The sequence below is a fragment of the Acidovorax sp. DW039 genome, assembly GCF_037101375.1.
In the GTDB taxonomy this organism is placed as follows: Bacteria; Pseudomonadota; Gammaproteobacteria; order Burkholderiales; family Burkholderiaceae_C; genus Acidovorax.
The window spans coordinates 1,367,024-1,385,255 of record NZ_AP029019.1 but is presented as its reverse complement, the minus strand read 5'-3'; the positions used below and the strand labels follow the sequence as shown (position 1 = coordinate 1,385,255).

At 65.3% G+C, this 18,232-nt stretch carries 26 protein-coding genes; 19 read left to right on the top strand and 7 right to left on the bottom strand.

Annotation, left to right across the window (positions count from 1 at the left end; all coding sequences use genetic code 11):
* Position 1 precedes the first annotated feature (1 nt).
* Genes AACH87_RS06275 through AACH87_RS06245 form a run of 7 tightly spaced genes read right to left on the bottom strand, consistent with a single transcriptional unit; the run spans position 2 to position 4,923 of the window.
* Positions 2 to 214, bottom strand: coding sequence for a hypothetical protein (locus tag AACH87_RS06275; protein WP_338797917.1), 213 nt, complete (start codon positions 212 to 214; stop codon positions 2 to 4).
* On the bottom strand, positions 211 to 810 hold the full coding sequence (locus AACH87_RS06270) for a hypothetical protein (RefSeq protein ID WP_338797916.1): 600 nt from the start codon (positions 808 to 810) through the stop codon (positions 211 to 213). Before AACH87_RS06270 ends, AACH87_RS06275 begins: the two co-directional genes overlap by 4 nt.
* Positions 810 to 989, bottom strand: a complete 180-nt coding sequence (locus AACH87_RS06265; protein ID WP_338797915.1) for a hypothetical protein — start codon at positions 987 to 989, stop codon at positions 810 to 812. The genes AACH87_RS06270 and AACH87_RS06265 overlap by 1 nt, the downstream gene beginning before the upstream one ends.
* Positions 986 to 1,951 (bottom strand): hypothetical protein, encoded by a 966-nt coding sequence (locus tag AACH87_RS06260; RefSeq protein WP_338797914.1) that lies wholly within the window; start codon positions 1,949 to 1,951, stop codon positions 986 to 988. Before AACH87_RS06260 ends, AACH87_RS06265 begins: the two co-directional genes overlap by 4 nt.
* A 10-nt stretch (positions 1,952 to 1,961) precedes the next feature.
* Entirely contained in the window at positions 1,962 to 3,755 is a 1,794-nt protein-coding gene (locus tag AACH87_RS06255; RefSeq protein ID WP_338797913.1) for an integrase, read from the bottom strand.
* Between the two features lie 13 nt (positions 3,756 to 3,768).
* Positions 3,769 to 4,716, bottom strand: coding sequence for a hypothetical protein (locus AACH87_RS06250; protein WP_338797912.1), 948 nt, complete (start codon positions 4,714 to 4,716; stop codon positions 3,769 to 3,771).
* A gap of 24 nt (positions 4,717 to 4,740) precedes the next feature.
* Positions 4,741 to 4,923 carry a hypothetical protein gene (locus tag AACH87_RS06245; RefSeq protein ID WP_338797911.1) on the bottom strand — a complete coding sequence of 61 codons (183 nt, stop codon included), beginning with the start codon at positions 4,921 to 4,923 and terminating at the stop codon, positions 4,741 to 4,743.
* 57 nt (positions 4,924 to 4,980) lie between these two features.
* On the opposite strand from AACH87_RS06245, the gene AACH87_RS06240 reads away from it, so the two are divergent.
* From AACH87_RS06240 to AACH87_RS06150, 19 genes are all read left to right on the top strand, one after another.
* Complete coding sequence (locus tag AACH87_RS06240) at positions 4,981 to 5,280, top strand: putative holin (RefSeq protein WP_338797910.1); 300 nt, start codon at positions 4,981 to 4,983, stop codon at positions 5,278 to 5,280.
* Positions 5,280 to 5,906, top strand: coding sequence for a transglycosylase SLT domain-containing protein (locus AACH87_RS06235; protein WP_338797909.1), 627 nt, complete (start codon positions 5,280 to 5,282; stop codon positions 5,904 to 5,906). Before AACH87_RS06240 ends, AACH87_RS06235 begins: the two co-directional genes overlap by 1 nt.
* Positions 5,903 to 6,319 (top strand): hypothetical protein, encoded by a 417-nt coding sequence (locus tag AACH87_RS06230; protein ID WP_338797908.1) that lies wholly within the window; start codon positions 5,903 to 5,905, stop codon positions 6,317 to 6,319. Before AACH87_RS06235 ends, AACH87_RS06230 begins: the two co-directional genes overlap by 4 nt.
* Before the next feature lie 105 nt (positions 6,320 to 6,424).
* Complete coding sequence (locus tag AACH87_RS06225) at positions 6,425 to 6,661, top strand: TraR/DksA C4-type zinc finger protein (protein ID WP_338797907.1); 237 nt, start codon at positions 6,425 to 6,427, stop codon at positions 6,659 to 6,661.
* An 11-nt stretch (positions 6,662 to 6,672) separates the two neighbouring features.
* The gene (locus AACH87_RS06220) at positions 6,673 to 6,960 is read left to right on the top strand and encodes a DUF2730 family protein (RefSeq protein ID WP_338797905.1); all 288 of its coding nucleotides are present in this window, start codon (positions 6,673 to 6,675) and stop codon (positions 6,958 to 6,960) included.
* On the top strand, positions 6,957 to 7,250 hold the full coding sequence (locus AACH87_RS06215) for an ArsR family transcriptional regulator (RefSeq protein ID WP_338797904.1): 294 nt from the start codon (positions 6,957 to 6,959) through the stop codon (positions 7,248 to 7,250). Before AACH87_RS06220 ends, AACH87_RS06215 begins: the two co-directional genes overlap by 4 nt.
* Positions 7,251 to 7,253: 3 nt before the next feature.
* Complete coding sequence (locus AACH87_RS06210) at positions 7,254 to 7,799, top strand: phage protein Gp27 family protein (RefSeq protein ID WP_338797903.1); 546 nt, start codon at positions 7,254 to 7,256, stop codon at positions 7,797 to 7,799.
* A 2-nt stretch (positions 7,800 to 7,801) separates the two neighbouring features.
* On the top strand, positions 7,802 to 9,478 hold the full coding sequence (locus AACH87_RS06205) for a hypothetical protein (protein WP_338797902.1): 1,677 nt from the start codon (positions 7,802 to 7,804) through the stop codon (positions 9,476 to 9,478).
* 6 nt (positions 9,479 to 9,484) lie between these two features.
* A complete protein-coding gene (locus AACH87_RS06200) occupies positions 9,485 to 11,077 on the top strand; it encodes a DUF935 domain-containing protein (protein WP_338797901.1) in 1,593 nt (530 codons plus the stop codon).
* Between the two features lie 92 nt (positions 11,078 to 11,169).
* Positions 11,170 to 12,405 (top strand): PBECR2 nuclease fold domain-containing protein, encoded by a 1,236-nt coding sequence (locus tag AACH87_RS06195; RefSeq protein WP_338797900.1) that lies wholly within the window; start codon positions 11,170 to 11,172, stop codon positions 12,403 to 12,405.
* A 124-nt stretch (positions 12,406 to 12,529) separates the two neighbouring features.
* The gene (locus tag AACH87_RS06190; protein WP_338797899.1) at positions 12,530 to 13,087 is read left to right on the top strand and encodes a phage virion morphogenesis protein; all 558 of its coding nucleotides are present in this window, start codon (positions 12,530 to 12,532) and stop codon (positions 13,085 to 13,087) included.
* A gap of 48 nt (positions 13,088 to 13,135) precedes the next feature.
* Entirely contained in the window at positions 13,136 to 14,320 is a 1,185-nt protein-coding gene (locus AACH87_RS06185; protein ID WP_338797898.1) for a phage protease, read from the top strand.
* Positions 14,321 to 14,358: 38 nt separating this feature from the next.
* On the top strand, positions 14,359 to 14,769 hold the full coding sequence (locus AACH87_RS06180; RefSeq protein WP_338797897.1) for a hypothetical protein: 411 nt from the start codon (positions 14,359 to 14,361) through the stop codon (positions 14,767 to 14,769).
* A 26-nt stretch (positions 14,770 to 14,795) separates the two neighbouring features.
* Entirely contained in the window at positions 14,796 to 15,689 is an 894-nt protein-coding gene (locus AACH87_RS06175; protein ID WP_338797896.1) for a Mu-like prophage major head subunit gpT family protein, read from the top strand.
* A 49-nt stretch (positions 15,690 to 15,738) separates the two neighbouring features.
* Positions 15,739 to 16,038: a hypothetical protein gene (locus AACH87_RS06170; protein ID WP_338797895.1), complete on the top strand. Its 300-nt coding sequence runs from the start codon at positions 15,739 to 15,741 to the stop codon at positions 16,036 to 16,038.
* Between the two features lie 8 nt (positions 16,039 to 16,046).
* Positions 16,047 to 16,589, top strand: coding sequence for a DUF1320 domain-containing protein (locus AACH87_RS06165; protein WP_338797894.1), 543 nt, complete (start codon positions 16,047 to 16,049; stop codon positions 16,587 to 16,589).
* An 8-nt stretch (positions 16,590 to 16,597) separates the two neighbouring features.
* Complete coding sequence (locus tag AACH87_RS06160) at positions 16,598 to 17,023, top strand: hypothetical protein (RefSeq protein WP_338797893.1); 426 nt, start codon at positions 16,598 to 16,600, stop codon at positions 17,021 to 17,023.
* On the top strand, positions 17,020 to 17,259 hold the full coding sequence (locus tag AACH87_RS06155) for a hypothetical protein (RefSeq protein WP_338797892.1): 240 nt from the start codon (positions 17,020 to 17,022) through the stop codon (positions 17,257 to 17,259). The genes AACH87_RS06160 and AACH87_RS06155 overlap by 4 nt, the downstream gene beginning before the upstream one ends.
* Positions 17,256 to 18,200 (top strand): hypothetical protein, encoded by a 945-nt coding sequence (locus AACH87_RS06150; protein WP_338797891.1) that lies wholly within the window; start codon positions 17,256 to 17,258, stop codon positions 18,198 to 18,200. Before AACH87_RS06155 ends, AACH87_RS06150 begins: the two co-directional genes overlap by 4 nt.
* Positions 18,201 to 18,232: the final 32 nt, after the last annotated feature.

Below are 18,232 nucleotides of genomic sequence, written 5' to 3'. Positions count from 1 at the left end.
CTCAGCAGCGGTAGCCACGGCTGGCGATACGCTGATAGTCCAACGCACCAGGCCGCAGAACCGGCGCAGGTTCAGGCCGGTACACCGGGCCATGCATCACGTTGATCTGCGGTGGCAGGGCCACGTTTGGCAGTTGCGCAGGTGCCTTCTTCGGCTTGTTGGGCGAGCCGATAGGACGGCCTCCGCGTTGCTCTCTGTGTTGAAGCTTGCTCATTTGGGTTCACCTCCTTTTCTCTGGGCGATCTGTTCACGCATGGCGCGCACTGTGGGGCTCATGCCTCCACGGGCAGGTGCAGGCGCTGCAGGCCGGGGCACTGGCGTCGGGGCTTGGACTAGGTCGGCCACGCTGGCCGGGCCATTGACACCGGCCGCACGCGGGCCGGTGCGCAGCTCGTGCTCCCGCTGCGCCTCGGCATCGGCTTCCTTCTTGTTGGTCATGCCCGAAAGAATGGCGAACAGGTACGAATGCCCCGTGAGCGGTAGCGTCAGGCGCTCCATGGCGCGGGCCGTCAGCATCTGCTCGATAGCCGCCGCCCAGTTCGCCAGCGGGGCCTCCCAGTCGCGGCCCTTGTAGTGGATGGACCTGGCCTCCAAGCCAGGCAGCAGCTGGGTGATCAGCTTCAGCTTCTTGGTGTTGGTCAGCCGCTGGCTGGGCGGCGTGAACAGCGTCAGGTACTGCAGCACCAGGCTGGACAGCGGCACGCTGATGGCGACAAGCCGGTCAAACGTCTTGTCTGACTCCAGCCGTCCCAGAATCTGCTCAAAGGTCAGCTCAGCGCTGCACACCGGGCAGGCGAGTTTCTCGGCCATTACCGCAGCCCCCCACACATGCGCTGGCCCAGCTCCATACCCTGCAGGTGCGCAGAGTCCAGCTCGGCCTCCGTCGCGTGCATGCTGGCAATCACCATCGCCAGCGCGCCGGTAGAAGCAAACAGCGCCACGGCCAGCCACAGCACCAGGGGAATCAGGGGATGACGACGCCGCTTCATGCCACCTCCCGGCGAGGGACCACAGACAGCACGCCCTCAAGGCGCAGCCCTGCATCTATCGCGGCCCAGTCACTCGCAAACTGGCCGCGCATGCGGCCCTTGGAGCCGTCATCCAACGTGATCAGAACAAGGTAGGAATGCATCACGCGCCCCTCACCGCAGCCGTGATCAGGGCCGCATTCACCTTGGGCGCACCAATCTTCACCGCCTCGTTCATCGCCCGTGTCACCAGGTTGTTGATGGCCAGCGGGTAGCACAGCGACTGCTCCCGCGCCTGCCGCTGTGCCAGGCGAAACCGCACGAATCACCGCCCCGGTAATGTCCGCCGCCATCAGCGCCTTGCCCCTGCGGTGGCTGTCCTCCATGCCGATCACATAGGGCTCAATCACCGTCACGCGCTCGCCCGTGGTGTTGATCCAGTCAATCAGGTCCTGGCGCAGGGTGGACTTGCCCCCGCCCGACTCGGCCACCACCGCCAGCATGCCCCCGTGGCGGGCCGTGTGGCGCATGGCGGCGCGCACATAGCGAATGTCGTCCGTGATGAAAACGTCCGCATCCTCGTTCAGCTCATTCACAAACGGGTCGCGTAGCACCCTGAAGTGCTGCCGGGCGGCAGATGACAGCGAATGGTGGCGGAGTAACATAAAAGGGTCCTCTTCTTGGTTGGTGCCGGGCCGGGGGCCGGAGTTATTGGCTTGCGCCATCGCCTGCAGCTTCGCGTTGGCGCGCGGAGCTGCAGGTGCTTCGTCAAAGGTCGCAGCCAAACGCTCGGGCGGTAACCCTTTCAACTTCAGATAAGCGCTGATGCGCTCGCGCAGCAGGGCCTCATTCAGGCCGCGAGTGCTGGGCCAAATGCGGTACTTGATGATTTGGGTGATCGCAGCGCGCGACACCCCCACATGGCGCGCAAGCTGCGCCTGGTTGCTTCCCACGTAGGCAAGGTCTAAAGGCAAATTCAGCATCGGTGGCCTTTCACACTGCGCGCAGGCCGCCTGCAGCCCGCATGGGTTGATCTGCCATGGCCGGGGCCTGGTACTGCGCAATCAGCGCCGCCACCTGGTCCTCGGGCACGCCCTCCGCGTAGCGCTTCATGAAGAAGGCGTTTTCATCGGCCGACAGGTGCCGCCCAATAGCGCCCACGATGCGCAGCATCGCGGTCACCGGGTCCAGCATTTCAGGGCCAGCGGGTGCCGCATGGGCTGGGGTTTCAATCTCCGTGCCCTGGCGCGGCAGATAGGCAGGCATCTGGATGTCCTGCAGATAGCTGTGTGCATTGATCTGCCCGCCAAAGGGCGTTGCGCGCTTGGCCCGCGCCGCCTTCACCTCGTCGGTCGTCATGCCGGGGTATGCCGCCTCGTCCATGTCGGCCGCAGCGCGCTCCGCTTGGGTCATCGCCGTGCGCTTGTACTCAGCACCTATCAAGGCCGCATCCGTGCGCTGGCCATAGTCGTCGTATTCCACGTTGGGCTCCACCCGGTACGCCAGCGGCTCACCGTCATAGCGCAGCACCTGCACCTGGATGGCGCACTCGCCATAGATCAGCCCACGCACCACCACTGAATCGCCCACGTTGACCCCATCCAGCCCGCGCAGGCTGTAAGTCTTGGTGCGCTCCGCCGCAGGGTGGCGGAAGGTGATCGACAGATCAGGCTTCACCTGCCGTTCCTCCTCCTTGCTGCGCATGAACGCCTGGCACACCTCCACCGGGGGCAACACGCGCAGCTGGTCTGCGGTAATCAGCTGCCACAGGTCGTAGCGGGCCACAGGCGCTGCCAGGCCGGGGCGGCGCAAGCGCGTGTCCTGGCCGGGGATCAGGTTCGCGTTGTAGGCATTGGCCCAGGCAAACGCCGCAGCGTTCAGCTGCTCCACGTTCTCCACCGGCTGAAAGCGCAGGCGGCTTTCAAACTGGGTTTCAACAATGTTGTTGCCGTTTTCAACGCCGCCCTTGGCCCGCGCATTGCCAGCCTCATGGGTGTGGTGCCGCACGCCAAGCGCATCCAGCAGCGACTTGATGGCCGAGGACTGGTTGGCGCTGCCCTTGTCCCACAGCAGATGAAACGGAACCCCATGAATCGGGCGACCCTGCTGCTGGCCCCATGCGAACATCAGAAACTTGAACAGGCTGTGCTGGTCCTCGCCCAGCGCCTCGGTGTACCAAGGCACCACGCAGGCGCTTGCTTTGTCATAGCTGACGTATCGGTAGCACCTGAACTTGATCTGCGCAATCCGGTCCAGCTTGTTCTTGTAGAACTCGTCGTCGCGGATGATGTACTGCCGCCCCTTGAGGTAGTACACCAGGCACAAAGACGGGTCGACCTGCCCCGTGTGGTTCGGATGCGGGGCACGCAACGCCTGCACCGGGTCAGCTATGCGCTGCGCAGCCACGTTCAACTTGCGGTCGCGCAGCAGCTTGTTCAGTTGCCCATTGCTGACACCGAAGCTGTGCCCGTTCTGCTCCAGAATGCCCCGCGCCGTGGTGGTGAACAGGGTCTGCTTCCCATTGGCGCGCACCGCCTCGCGCTGCGCCGCGCCCAGGGTCACCAGGGCCTCCGCAGATACGCTGGTGCTGCCCTTGTCGCAGCGCGCCTTGCGGCCCGACGACCAGCCCGCCACCGCCTTCAGGTGCCGATACACCGTAGCCACAGAAAGCCCCAGGAACTGGCCCGCCTCACGCACCAGCTCAGTCCCCGTGCCGTGCTCCGCCGCATCCAGACGTCGGGCCAACTGGCGCACGTAATCGCAGGCTTCAGGAGAAAGTGCGGCCATCTCTGCACTCACCTCATGCTGCAGCATCAGCTGCCTCTTGCATCAGGTATTGGCGCGATTCAGCCAGGTCAGCGCCAAAGCGCTGGTCAAACTCGTGCTGCGCAGCGCCCACCATCTGAGCCAGTCGGGTCAAAGCGTCCTGCAGGTGCAAGGCCGCCAAGGCAACCGGCCGGGGCAGCGGCGCGGGGGCCTCGGGGTCATAGTCTGCGGCAGATGTGACTTCATGCGTCCACCACGCCTCCAGCGCAATGGCAGACTGGTGATGCGCCTCCACCGCCTTCTCGATCAGAATCTGCCGGTCGGCCACTTCCTTCTGAAAATCGGCAACCCGCTCATCCAAAGGCACCACGGTGGGGCGGTTACCGGCCAGCTTCTTCTCCGCCTTGTCCGCGCGCTCCTCTGCCTTGGCGCGCTTCTCCGCCGCAAACTTCACGTCCTGCTCTGCCTGGCGCAGCCGCTCACGCAACTGGCTGGCGCTCAGGCGGTCAATGTCATCCATCTCCTGCAGGTTTTCCAAAACATCGTCGTCGTGGGTTACGAGTTCCAGAAAGGCGCTGGCGTTCTTCACCTGACTGCTCAAAAGTTCCAATTTGGAACTTTTTGCCGTCTTGGCCGCAGCCTGCATGAATCGAAAGGCCGTTGTTTTGGCGAAGCCGAGCAGCTCCACGCGCTGAGCGAACTCACCATGTGGCGTGATCTCCTTCAACAGCAACAGCCGCTTGCCTGTTTCAAGAATGGCCTCCACTGTGCGGCGCTGGTAGAAGCGGATTTCGTCCTCCAGCGTCCCCACTGTCAGCGCCCCCTCATATCCGAGTCGCTGTGCGAGAGCCGATGCGTTCTCTTCGACCAACGCCAAAGCATTGCGCGCCCCCGATTCCTGAGCCGCCATATCAGCGGGCGTAGCCCCCACAAATTCAGGGCCGCGCTGCTCTGCAGCGGCCAATGGTTTGCGTCCTGCCATGTGTGTTACTCCTGTAGTTGTTAATCAAATGGCGCGCGTGTAGCGCTGGTCAATGTCTTCAATGCGCTGCCGCACCCGGCGCAGTTCGTCGTCATGGGCACGGGCCAGCTGAATCAGCTTGGGCGTCAGTCGCCAGCACTCCTCATTGCCCGGTATGCGCTCTGCAATGCCCTCATCTGCCAGTAGCTGCAGGTCTCTCAAAGCCATGGGCGGCGTGATCTGGAGCGCTTCGGCAACCTGTTTCAGGCGCAGCCCGTCAAAGGCATGGCCCTGCAAAATCCACTGCAACCGAAGGGCGCCCCGGCCCAACTGCCGGTGGTGCTCTACAAAGCTGCGCTGATCGCCCTGGCCGCCGTCCTCGGCTACTGGCTGGACCGCGCACTGTTCCCCTACGCCCGGCCTGACGGCTACTTGCAGCGTGACTGGCGCTACGGTACCGATGAGCCCGAGGGTGATGTGGACTATCCCGTCGTTCAGGCCTATATCCGCGTCTACACCGCCGCCATGCTGCGCCGAGCCATCGTGGTCGGCTGCGTGGTGCTGGGCATTGCTGCGGGGCTGTAATGCGCTGGCGCTCCCCTCTATCTGCCCTGGCCTGGCTGGCCTTGGCCGCTGCGGCGCTGGCCGCCAGTTGCCAAGTCCACGCCCAAGGCCTCCAGCCACCCCAGGCGGCCCTGCAATACCGCTCACTGCTCATTCGCACCGCCCATGCAGGCTGGGGCATGGATGCGCCCGTGGCAGTGTTCGCCGCCCAGGTACACCAAGAAAGCGCCTGGCGGCCTGATGCCGTCTCGCACGTCGGCGCACAGGGCCTGGCCCAGTTCATGCCCGCCACTTCCCGCTGGATCGCCAGCCAAGCGCCCGATCTGGCTACGCCCCAGCCCTACAACCCCGCGTGGGCGCTGCGTGCCCTGGTCACTTACGACCGCTGGCTTTACGACCGCACGCCCACCCGCTACACGCCCTACGAGCGCATGTGGGTGGCCCTGCGCAGCTACAACGGCGGGCTAGGCCATTGGCAACAGGAGGCCGCCAGTACCGGGCTGGCCCAGCCTTCTCGCGCCCAGGTGGACGCGGCCTGCGGCTCAGCCCGCCGCGCAGCCGTGCATTGCAAAGAAAACCTGGGCTACCCCCACCGCATCCTGGTGGTGCTGCAGCCCCGCTACCTGCAATGGGGGCCGGGCCTATGAGCACCGCCACCGCTGCACTTGCGGGCCTGGTATTGGCCGTAGCCACCGGCATTGCCGGTTATGGCTACGGCATAGACCAGGGCAAAGCACTGGAAAAGGGCCGCCAGGATGCCGCTGCATTGAAGACGCTGACCGACCAGGTCAACGCCCATGCCGACCTGGTCAAGCGCTCCAGCGCAGCCAGCCGCGCGCTGCGCGCCGCCATGGCAGAGCAAGAGCGCACCAACACCGCAACCACACGGGAGCTGACCCATGAACTCACCCAAACGGCTGACAGCCGCGCTGGTTGCGTCTTTCCTGCTGGCGTCATGCGCAACCTTGCAGACGCCCGCGACCGGGCTGCAGAGGCCGCTGCCAGCGGAATACGCCAGCCGGTGCCCAGCGCCGCCCCAGGCCCCGGCGCTGACCGGTGAAGTGGACCCTGTAGCCGAGGCCCTCAAGGCCATGTACGACCTGTATGGCCTGTGCGCGGGCCGCTTTGTAAACCTTTTGAACTGGATGGACGGAGGGCCGCAGCAGTGACCGACGACATAGACCGCGCCGCCCAGCGCGAAGCGGAAATGCTGGCCGACGCCCTGCGCGACCAGGCCCGCCGCGCCGGGCTGGCGGGTAAGACAGAGGCCGACTCGGCCGCCGAATGCACCGAATGTGGAGATGACATCCCTGCAGCCCGCCGCCGCGCGGTGCCGGGATGCCAGCTGTGTGTGGCCTGCCAGTGGCAGCAAGAAAAAAGCAAGGGAGCGAGAGCCAGATGAGCTTCACCGATATGACATTCAGTTTCGAGGCCATGCGGTGGATCGTCGTGACCGCCATTGGCATTTACGCCTGGTTCATCGGTCGCCAATCGGCCAGCGGCGCAGAGCTGCTGGAGCTGCGCACCCGCTTGACCACGCTGGAGGCGCAAATGGCGCAAGTCCCCAGCCAGGCGCAACTGCACGAGCTGGTGGCCACGGTAGAGCGCCTGCGCGGCGGCATCGAAACCGTCGCCGCCCGCATTGAGCCCTTGGGCCGCAGCGTTGACCGTGTCGAAAGCTACCTGCTGAACAAGAAATGACCAAGTACGCCCAATACCTCGCAGAAGACCGCCGCCTGGTCATCCTGCGCATCCTGTCTGAAATGCCCGCCTACCGGGCCAACAGCAGCGTCATCTACACCGTGCTCAGCAGCTGGGGGCATGAGCCCAGCCGCGACCAGGTCAAGTCTGATCTGCGCTGGCTGGAAGAGCAGCTGCTGCTCACCGCCGAAGAAGTTGGCAGCGTCCTGCTGGCCACGCTCAGCGAGCGCGGGGCAGACGTAGCCGCAGGCCGCGCCATCGTGCCTGGCGTCAAGCGCCCCGGAGCCTGACCCATGGGCCGTAAATCCTCGGTCGCCCGCATGGACCCCGCCGCCCGCAAGTACCTCGAAAAGCTGCTGCGCGAAGACCGCCACACCCTTGACGAGCTGCTAGCTGCCCTACGCGCCAAGTTTCCCGCCGCAGATGTCAGCCGCAGCGGCTTGCACCGCTACCGCGCCAGCCTGGAAGAAATGATGGGCCGCATGCGCGAGATCGACACCGCCGCCACCGCCCTGGTCTCTGAGCTGGGCGAAGGCGTGGGCGACAAGGCCGGGGCACTGCTCGCCCAGGCCGTCACAACCCTGGCCACCAATGCCGCCCTCAACGCCCACGGCGAAGACGTGAGCATCAAGGAAGTGGCCGAGCTGGCCCGCGCAGCCCGCGCCGCCATGCAGGCCCGCACCATGAGCCTCAAGGAACGCGAGGCGGTAGAAGAAGCCGCCCGCCGCAAACTGCTGGCCGAGCAAGAGGCCAACCTTCAGGAGGTCGCAAAAGCCCAGGGCATGGACGAAAGCCAGGTGGACTTTTGGCGTCGCAAGTTCCTGGGCATCGGGGGCTGACCATGCACGCCATCAAGCCCCTGGACACCACCTTGCGCACGCTGGAATGGGACGATCTGCCCGCCAGCGTGCGCTCCATCCCCGAAGGCTTCAACCCGCTGGACGATGGCGTTTTGATGAAGCACCAGCGCGAGGTGGCCGCCATCCAGGCCGCCATCATCGCCGTGCCCAAAGGCCGCCGCACCGGCATCACCTTCGGCACCATGCTCAACAAGACCCTGGTGGCCGCCGCGCGCAAAAGCGCCGGGGGTGACAACGTCTACTACATCGGTGACACCAAGGAAAAGGGCCTGGAGGCCATCGGCTACTGCGCCAAGTTCGCCCGCGTCATCGCCCAGGCACAGGGCCAGGGCATCTCGGGCGTGGAAGAGTTCCTGTTTGAAGACCAGGACGACACCGGCAAAACCCGCCATATCACCGCCTACCGCATCCGCTTTGCCAGCGGGTTTCAGGTGTGCGCGCTCTCCAGCCGCCCCGCCAACATCCGGGGCCTGCAGGGCCATGTAGTAATTGACGAGGCCGCATTCCACCCCGACGTGCAGGGCGTGCTCGACGCCGCCACCGCGCTGCTGATCTGGGGCGGCCAGATCACCGTCATCAGCTCGCACAACGGCAAAAACAACCCCTTCGCCCAGTTCTGCCGCGACATTGAGGCGGGCCGCTATGGCGAAGACGCGCGGGTGGTCACCGTCACGTTTGACGATGCGGTGGCCAATGGCCTGTACGAGCGCGTGTGCTTCATGAAAGGCACCCCGCCCACGCTGGAGAGCAAAAAGGCCTGGTACAGCAAGATTCGCAACGGCTACGGCGTGCGCAAGGCCGCCATGCGCGAAGAGCTGGACGCCATCCCCCGCGACGGCAACGGCGTATGCCTGCCAGGCGTATGGATTGAGCAGGCCATGACCCTGACCGAAACCTGCGTGCTGCGCCTGGCGCTGGACGATGACTTTGTGCGCAACACCCCCGAGCAGCGCACCGCCTGGGTGGCCGACTGGATCGAGCGCAACCTAGACCCGGCCCTGGAGCGGCTGGACAAAACCGTCCGCCACGTCTTCAGCCAGGACTACGCACGGCACCGCGACTTTTCGATTTGGGGGGCTATAGCCCTCACCGCTGGCATGCGCCGCGAGGTGCCCCTGGTCATCGAAATGCACAAGGTGCCCTACGCGCAGCAAAAGCAAATCACCCACCACGCCATCAGGCACCTGCCGCGCCGCTGCGGCGGGGCCATGGACGCTGGCGGCAACGGCGAAACGCTGGCAGAAGAAACGGCCGACGAGTTCGGCCACAGCCATGTGCACCAGGTCAAATTCAACCGGGGCTGGTACGGCACCTGGATGCCCAAGCTGGTGCAGGGCTTTGAGGACGGAATGATCGACATTCCAGCCGACCCCAACATGGCCCAGGACCTGCGCGCCATTGAAGAGGTGGACGGCATCCCCATGGTGGCAAAGGCCCGGCGCAAGGACGTGAAGGACCCGGACCTGCACCGCCATGGCGACGCTGCCTCCATGCTCGCCCTGGGCTGGTTTGCCACGCTCAACCTGAGCGCCGCCATTGATTTCACCCCCATGCCCGCGCTGCCGCGCGGCTTTGACAACCTCGGCGCGGCCGAAGACGGCCAGGACGACGACGCAGAAGACTACCTGCGCCTGGTCGAGCCGCGCTCCCACTGGTAACCCGCCATGGCAACCTCCCGCATCCTTGGCCCAGACGGCCAGCCCATCACCATGCCCGACCTGCAAGAGCCGCAAACCTCGCGGCTTCTGCACTTGCAGCGCGAACTGCAGTCGCACCCCACACGCGGGCTCACCCCATCGCGCCTGGCCCGCATCCTTGACGCAGCCGAAAACGGCGACCTCACCGCCCAGTTTGAGCTTTTTGAGGACATGGAAGAAAAAGACGGCCACATTGCCGCCGAGATGGGCAAGCGCCGCCGCGCCTGCGTGCTCGACTGGGACGTAGTTCCGCCAGAGGGGGCCGACGCTACCGAGAAGAAGACAGCCGAGCAGCTGAGCGAACTGCTCATGGAGATTCCTGACTTTGAAGACATGGTCTTCGACCTCACCGACGCCATCGGCAAAGGCTTTGCATGCCTTGAAATCGAATGGCACCGCGTAGAGGGCTACTGGGTGCCCAAGACCATCACCCACCGCCCCCAGTCCTGGTTCAGCCTGCACCGGGGTTACCGCCAAGAGCTGCGCCTGCGCACCAACGCCGCCCACGATGGCGTCATGGGCGACCCACTCACCCCCTTCGGCTGGGTCACCCACATCCACAAGGCCAAGAGCGGCTACCTGGAGCGCTCGGCCCTGTTCCGTCAGTTGGTGTGGCCCTACCTGTTCAAGAACTACAGCGTGGGCGACCTGGCCGAGTTTTTGGAGATTTACGGCATCCCGCTGCGCATCGGCAAATACCCCGCCAGCGCCACAGAAAAGGAAAAGGCCACGCTGCTGCGCGCCCTGGCATCCATCGGCCACAACGCGGCGGGCATCATCCCCGAGGGCATGCTCATCGAGTTCAAGGACGCGGCCACGGGTGACCCCAAAGCGTTTGAGCTGATGATGACCTGGTGCGAACGCAACCAGTCCAAAGTCATCCTGGGCGGCACCCTCACCAGCGGTGCAGATGGCAAGAGCAGCACCAATGCCCTGGGCAACGTGCACAACGAAGTGCGCAAGGACCTGCGCGACGGCGACATTCGCCAGGCCAACACCACGCTCACCCGCGACCTGGTCTTCGCCATCGCCTCCATCAACGGCCTGGCGCAAGGCGGCCTGCGCCGCTGCCCCCAGTTCCGCCTCAACGCCCAGGAGCGCGAAGACCTGGCCACGTTTAGCGAGGCCTTGCCGCCCCTGGTCGAAATGGGCATCCGCCCGCCCGTGGCCTGGGTGCATGAACGGCTGGGCATCCCCACCGCCCAGGGCAATGAGCCCGTGCTGCTGCCCCGCCAACGTGAGGCCACCGCCGCACTGGCCGCAGCCACCGCCCAAACCCCAGCGGCTGGATGGGCAGCGCCCGCAGAGCTGCCACCGCCCGTGCAAATGCAGCCCCAGCTCGCGGGTGACCTGGCCCCCGCCGTAGGCGCGTGGATTGATCTGGTGCGCGGCCTGGTGCAGCGCGCCAGCTCACTGGCAGAAATCCGCGACGGCCTGGACACACTGCTGCCCGGCATGACGCTGGACCAGTACGCCGCCGCCATGGCCGTAGCCCTTCGCGCCGCAGAAATGGCGGGCCGGTATGAGGTATTGCAAGAAGCCGCAGCCACGGGCGCGTAAAGGCCCCGCAGGGGGCAAGCCGCCCCCGTTGCACTGCCGCGCCCGCATTCATGCCTCATAAACGTTTATAAACACGCTCCCGCGCCACCGCCATGCCATCAGCCGCTTACGGATCGCTGCCCTTTGCCGAGCAGGCCGAGTTTTTCCGGCGAAAGCTCAACCTGCCCACCGATGGCTGGACCGACATCTACACCCGCGAGCACGACTGGGCTTTTGTGGTGGCCGGGGCCAACCGCGACGCGATAGTGGCCGACTTCCGCGCCGCCGTTGAAAAAGCCATTGAAGGCGGCACCACGCTGGAAGAATTCCGCAAAGACTTCGACCGCATCGTCGCCACCCACGGCTGGGACTACAACGGCGGGCGCAACTGGCGCAGCCGCGTCATCTACGACACCAACCTGGCCACCAGCTACGCGGCCGGGCGCTGGCAGCAGCTGCAGGCCGCCCCATACTGGCAATACGAGCACCAGGACTGGGTGCAGAACCCGCGCCCCCTGCATGTGAGCTGGGACGGCCTGGTGCTGGAGCGCGACAACCCGTTTTGGCAAACCCATTTCCCGCCCAACGGCTGGGGCTGCCATTGCAAGGTACGCGGGCTGTGGCCACGCGACCTGCAGCGCCTGGGCAAAACCGGGCCCGACCAAGCGCCCGAGGTCAACCTGGTAGAGCGCACCATCGGCCAGCGCAGCATCAACGGCCCGCGCCAAGTGCAGGTTCCGGAGGGCATAGACCCCGGCTTTGAATACGCGCCTGGCAACGCACGGCTCAAGGCAGCCATGCCTCCACCGCGCTCTGGTGGGCCTGCCGCCAACGTTTATGCCGACGGCTTGCCAGACACCCTGCCGGGTAGGCCGCTACCACCACCGCGAAGGCTTGCCGGGCTTGACACGCTGCCCACTGACCAACCCCCTGAGTTTTACGTAAACGACTTCTTGGCACGCTTCGGTGCCACCATGGAGCAGCCGGTGATATTCCGCGACGCTGTGGGCGAAGGCGTGGTCATCGGCAAAGACCTGTTCACCGCATTCGACGGCTCTTGGAAGGTGCTCAAGTTTGACCGCGACAAATACCTGCCGCTTTTGGCCGAATCGCTCAAAGAGCCAGACGAAATTTGGCTGCGCCTCGAATGGATGCACACACTGGGCAAGGCCGTCGTGCGCCGCCGCTACATCAGCAACTTTGCGGTGGGGGGCAAAGACACTGCAGCCCTAGCGGTATTTGAGCGCGGTGAGGACGGTTGGACCGGCGTCACGATTTTTCACCCCGGCACCGTCAAGTACCTCAACAAGTTCCGCCAAGGGGTGCTGCTGTACCGCCGAGAGGCATAAAGAAAGCTTCATCAAATGAAAAGGCCAGCTCACCGCCACGAGCTGGCCCATCCAGGATTGGGGGCGGATGCCCTGGCGGGGGCTCCATCCTGTAACGGCGCTCATTGTACGGAGGAAAGCAAAAATGGCTGGAACCCACATAGTTTTTTCAGTGGAAGACGAAGCGGTGCGGCAGATGCTGGCGCGCCAGGCCGAGCTGCCTGGCAGCGAGCTGATGGCGCGCATCGGCGAATACCTGCTCGCCTCCACGCAGGCCCGCTTCAAAACCCAGACTGCTCCAGACGGTACCCCCTGGGCACCATTGAAACCGTCTTACAAACGGCGCAAAAAGTACAACCAGGACAAGGTGCTTACCCTGCGCGGCTACCTGCGCAGCGGCATCCGCTACCAGGTAGAAGGCCAGGACACCGTGCGCGTGGGCACTAATGCCGTTCAGGGCGCTATCCATCAGTTCGGCGGCCCCATCCAAAAGCGCGCACGCACAGCGACAGTCCGGTATCGAAGTGAAGCCGGGCGTATCCTGTTTGCCGGTCGCAAGCACGCCAACGCGACAGCCAAGCAGGTCAATATCCCGGCGCACCAGATCGACATGCCCGCGCGGCCGTATTTGGGCATCAGCGCCGCAGATGACAAAGAGCTTCGGGAAATCATCCGAGACTGGGTCATAGGCCAATCCAAATAGGGTCCTGGTTCCCAATACTTAAACCCGCCCGCCGCCGACCATGGCGGCATGTCTCAACGCACCGCCCACCGCACTACACGCATCGCAGCCTGCAGCGCCATCGCTGCCGCTGTGGCCATTGCGGCCTGCACCTTTCAGCTGCCCGGCAAGGCAGACCTGCCAGAAGGCTCCGTACTGCTGCAGCTCACCCCAGCGGGTGAGTTCCGCCCCAACGATGGGCGCGAACTCGAGCCCGGCTCTTGGCGCATTGACGCGGCCAGCGCGCAGGGGGTCATTCAGCGCTTCAAGGCGCGCGGCAAGCCCGCCGTCATCGACTACGAGCACCAGACCCTCCACAAGGAAAAGAACGGCCTGCCCGCGCCCGCCGCAGGCTTCATGCGCGACCTGCGCTGGGTCGATGGCCAGGGCCTCTTCGCCGTTGCCGACCTGACCGCCCGCGCCCGCGACCTCATTGCGGCGGGCGAATACCTCTACTTCAGCCCCGTCTTTGAGTACGACGAGAAGACCGGCACCGTGCGCGCCATCTGCATGGGCGCGCTCACCAATGACCCCGGCATCAGCGGCATGCAGCCGCTTTCGCTGGTAGCTGCCGCCAGCGCCGCATTTCTTCCCCAACCTCCCCAGGAGCCCTCTGTGAACCCTTTGCTCAAAGCATTGCTGGCCGCCCTCGGCCTGCCCGACAACACCACCGAAGACGCGGCCATTACCGCGCTCAAGGACCTCGGCCCCCTGAACAAGCTCAAGGCACGCGACACCGCTGCCCTCACCGCGCTGCAACTGGGCGCTGATGCCACGGCCGAAACAGTGATTGCCGCCTGCACCAGCCTGCGCACAGCCCAGGCCGCCGCGCCCGATCCGGCCAAGTACGTGCCCATCGAATCCGTCACAGCCCTGCAGGGCCAGATTGCCGCGCTCACCGCGCGCCAGCTCGATGCGGATCTGGAAGCCCAGATCAAGCCCGCCCTGGCCGATGGCCGCCTGCTGCCCGCGCTGGAAGGCTGGGCGCGTGACTTGGGCAAAAAGGACATGGCCGCGCTCACCGCCTACCTGGGCGCAGCCAAGCCCATCGCCGCACTGACAGGCACGCAGACCGGGGGCAAGCCTCCTGTGGCCACCGCCACGGGCGACCAGCAGCTCAGCGCCGAGGAACTGGCCGTGTGCAGCGCTATGGGCATTTCGCCCGAGGCCTACCGCAAGGCAGGCGCGTCCATCGCCACCGGTGCCGCTGCCTGAGCACGGCCACCCCACCACCCACTGGAGTACTTCAGCCCATGCCCGCACTCACCCAAGACCGCAACAGCCGCCGCCGCGACGGCAATCAGGTAGAGCCACCCGTGGCCGCCGCCACCCGCATCTTTGGCGGGGCCATCGTTTGCGTCAACGCCGCTGGCTTTGCCGTGCCAGGCGCTACCTCCACCACGCTCAAAGCCGTAGGCGTTGCCGAGCACCGCGCCGACAACCTGAGCGGCGCAGCGGGCGCGATCCGTGTGCGCTGCCGCAAAGGCCCGCACCTTTTTGCCAACTCCGCAGCGGCCGACGCCATCACGCTGGCCGACGTGGGGGCGGACTGCTTCATCGTGGACGACCAGACGGTCGCCAAAACCAACGGCAGCAACACGCGCAGCGTGGCCGGGAAGGTTTTCGACGTGGATGCCGACGGCGTCTGGGTCGATTTCCGCTAACGCGCATTGCAACGGAGTTTCAACCCATGATCATCAATCACAGCAACCTCGCCATCCTTAATCAGTCGTTCAGCGCCGCCTTTGCGGGCGGCCTGGCCAGCGCCGCGCCCATGTGGTCGCAAATCGCCACGCTGGTGCCTAGCACCACCAGCGAGCAAAAGTACGGCTGGCTCGGCAAGATCACCAAGTTCCGCGAATGGATCGGCGAGCGCCAGTACCAGAACCTGGTCGCGCACGACTACGCCATCAAGAACAAGACCTTTGAAAACACCGTATCGGTAGGCCGCGACGAGATCGAGGACGACCAGTACGGCGTCTACAAGCCCGTCATCGAGCAGCTCGGCCAGGACGCCGCGCTGCACCCCGACGAGCTGGTCTTCAGTCTGCTGAACGCGGGCTTCACCACGCCTTGCTACGACGGCCAGTACTTCTTCGACACCGACCACCCCGTGGGCTCGCCTGGCGCGCAGACCAGCGTCAGCAACTTCCAGGGCGGCAGTGGCGCGGCCTGGTTCCTGGTGGACAACACCAAGGTCATCAAACCCATCATCTACCAAAAGCGCCGCGACTACGCCTTCCAGGCCAAGACCAGCCTGAGCGACGACAACGTATTCAGCCGCAATGAGTTCGTGTGGGGTGCCGATGGCCGTGGCAATGCAGGCCTGGGCCTGTGGCAACTCGCCTACGCCAGCAAGCAAACGCTGGACGTGAACAGCTACGCCGACGCCCGCGCTGAGCATCAGTCCTTCCGGGGCGACAACGGCAAGCCCCTGGTCATCCGCAGCGCCGAGTTGTGGGTGCCCCCCTCACTGGAGCAGCAGGCGCTGGAAGTGGTTCAGGCCGAGCGCCTGGCCAACGGTGCCAGCAACGTGATGCGCAACCTGTCCAAGGTTGTCGTCTGCCCCTGGCTCACCGCCTGACCTCCCATCAGTCCACGCCCACCAGTCCAACCCCGTAGGAGCAACACCCATGGCAACCGCCAATAAGAACCCCCAGCCAGCCAAGGCCGCTGCAAGCAAGAGCGCTGCCGCCACAGCAGGCCAGCCTGGCCCAGGCATGCGCCAGATGCTGCAGGTCATCGCCAAGCGCGACGGATTCCGCCGCGCAGGCCGCGAATGGCACGGCACCAGCCACGTCCCCCTGGATGAACTGACCCGCGCCCAGTACGACCAGCTCACCACAGAGCCGCTGCTGGTCACCCAGCTGCTGGAAGTGCCCGAAGAGCAGGCCGCCGAGCTGACCGGCGAAGACGCCCAGGCAGAGAACTGACCCCCACCATGGCCTACATCACGACCACAGAACTTGCAGAGCGCCCAGGTGCCCGCGAACTGGCCCAGCTCGCCAGCGCGGATGCCCAGCCCGTGAGCGACTTCGCGCTCATGGACGCCACGCTGCGCGGCCAAGACCGCAGCGCTTGGACGCCCGCACAGACTGCGGCCGCAGATTTGGCCCTGGCCCGCGTGCAAGACGCCATTGCCGAGGCCGGTGCGCTGATTGACGGCTACCTGGCACAGCGCGGCTACACGCTGCCGCTGGCACTGCCACCAACCAGCACCGGCAAAAGCGTGCTCTCCGCCTGGGCGCGCTCCATCACCCGCTACCTGCTGAACAAGTCGCGCATCTCGGACGAGGGCAAGGACCCCGTAGCCCGCGACTACCGCGACGCCTTGAAGATGCTGGGCCTGCTCGCCCAAGGCAAATACAGCCTGGGCGCGGGTGACCCTGCAGCCCCGGCCAATGTGCCAGGCGGTGCCACCGAGGTGCGCTTTGACAGCGCGCCCTCCGTCTTCAACCGCAGCCAGCTGCGGTCCTTTCACTGAGCCTCGCCATGGATGTCACTCCATTCCTGGACCGCTTGCGCGCCCGAACCACCGGCATGCGCGAGATTGAGGCCGCCGCAGGCCTGGAGGCCGCCATGGCCAGCAACCTGGCCGCGCCCGCCGCCTACGTCATCCCCATGTCAGAGCGCGGCAGCGAGCTGGAGCACACCGGCGCGGTGGACCAGTGGCTGTCCCAGGTCTTTGCCGTGCTGCAGGTAGTGCAAACGCAAGCACCCGCAGGCAGCTCCGGCGTGCTGGACCTGGTGCAGTCGCGCCAACAGGTCAAAGCCGCCCTGGTCGGCTTTGTGCCCGACGAGGACACGGGCGAGCCCGTCACCTTCCTGGGCGGCGAGCTGGTCGAGTTCGGGGGCGATGGCCGCATGTGGTGGGCCGATGAGTTTCATGTGAAGAGCTACTACAGGAGCAACCCGTGAGTAAACCCGATGCCCAAAACACCACCAAGGCGCAGAACAAGACCGCGCCGCAAACCGATGCCACCGCTGCCAACAGCGGAGCCGCCGCCTTGGTTCCTGCCACGCAGGCCCAGCCCACCGCGCCCGATGAGCACCACGGACGCGGCGGCCTGTTCATCCGCCAAAGCGACGGCACCCGCCTGAAGGCGCAAGCCGCCCCCGCAGCCCCTGATCAACCCGAAAAGGACGCCCCATGAGCGCACCCAAGTTCTTCCGCAAGATGGCCATCCTGGCCGTCACCGAGGCCACGGTCGGCACTTTGGCCGTGGTCACCGCCGCCAACGCCATTGAGGTCAGCGACGTAACGCTCACGCCGATTGAGGGCGATGAAGCAGACCAGGGCGTGATTCGCCCGTACTTTGGGGCCAGCGAGACCAGCATGGTCACCCTGTACCGAAAGGTGGCCTTCAGCGTGGGCTACGCGGGCGTATCACCCGCAGGCACTTTGCCCGGCTTCACGCCACTGCTGCGCGCATGCGCGGCCAGCGCCACCAACACGCCAGCACCCGCGCCTACGCCCAACACCGTGTTCGCACCGGTGACAGACGACATTGAGTCGCTGTCCATCTACGCCACCATCGACAAGCGCCTGTACAAAATGGCCGGGGCACGGGGCAACGCCAAAGTGGTGTGCGATGCCAAGGCCATCCCCAAGTGGCAATTCGAGTTCACCGGCTCCTTTGTGCCGGTGGAAGACGTAGCCGCCATGCCCGCCGTCAACTACTCGGCGTTTCAGCGGCCGCTGGGCGTCAACAAGCTCAACACCACGTTCTCGATTGACGGCTACACCGCCGCCGCGAACTCCTTCCAGTTCGACTTCGGCAACCAGGTCGTCAAGCAGGACTTGATGAACGTGGACACCACCGAAATCACTGGCCGCACCTCCACCGGCAGCGTCACTTTCCGCGACACCGATGTAGCGACCAAAGACTGGCTGGCCATGGCCCGCACCAGCGCCAAAGTGCCCCTGCTGCTCAAGCACGGCCAGGCCGCCACCAACACCGTGTCGCTGTCCGTGCCCCTGGCGCAGATCGGCAAGCCCACGTTTTCTGAGGTGGACGGCATTCACATGATCACCGTGCCTTTCCGCTGCATTCCCTCCAACGCGGGGAATGACGAGTGGTCCATCACCGTCTGACCGGCGCATTTCTCGCCGGCGGATAGCCACCC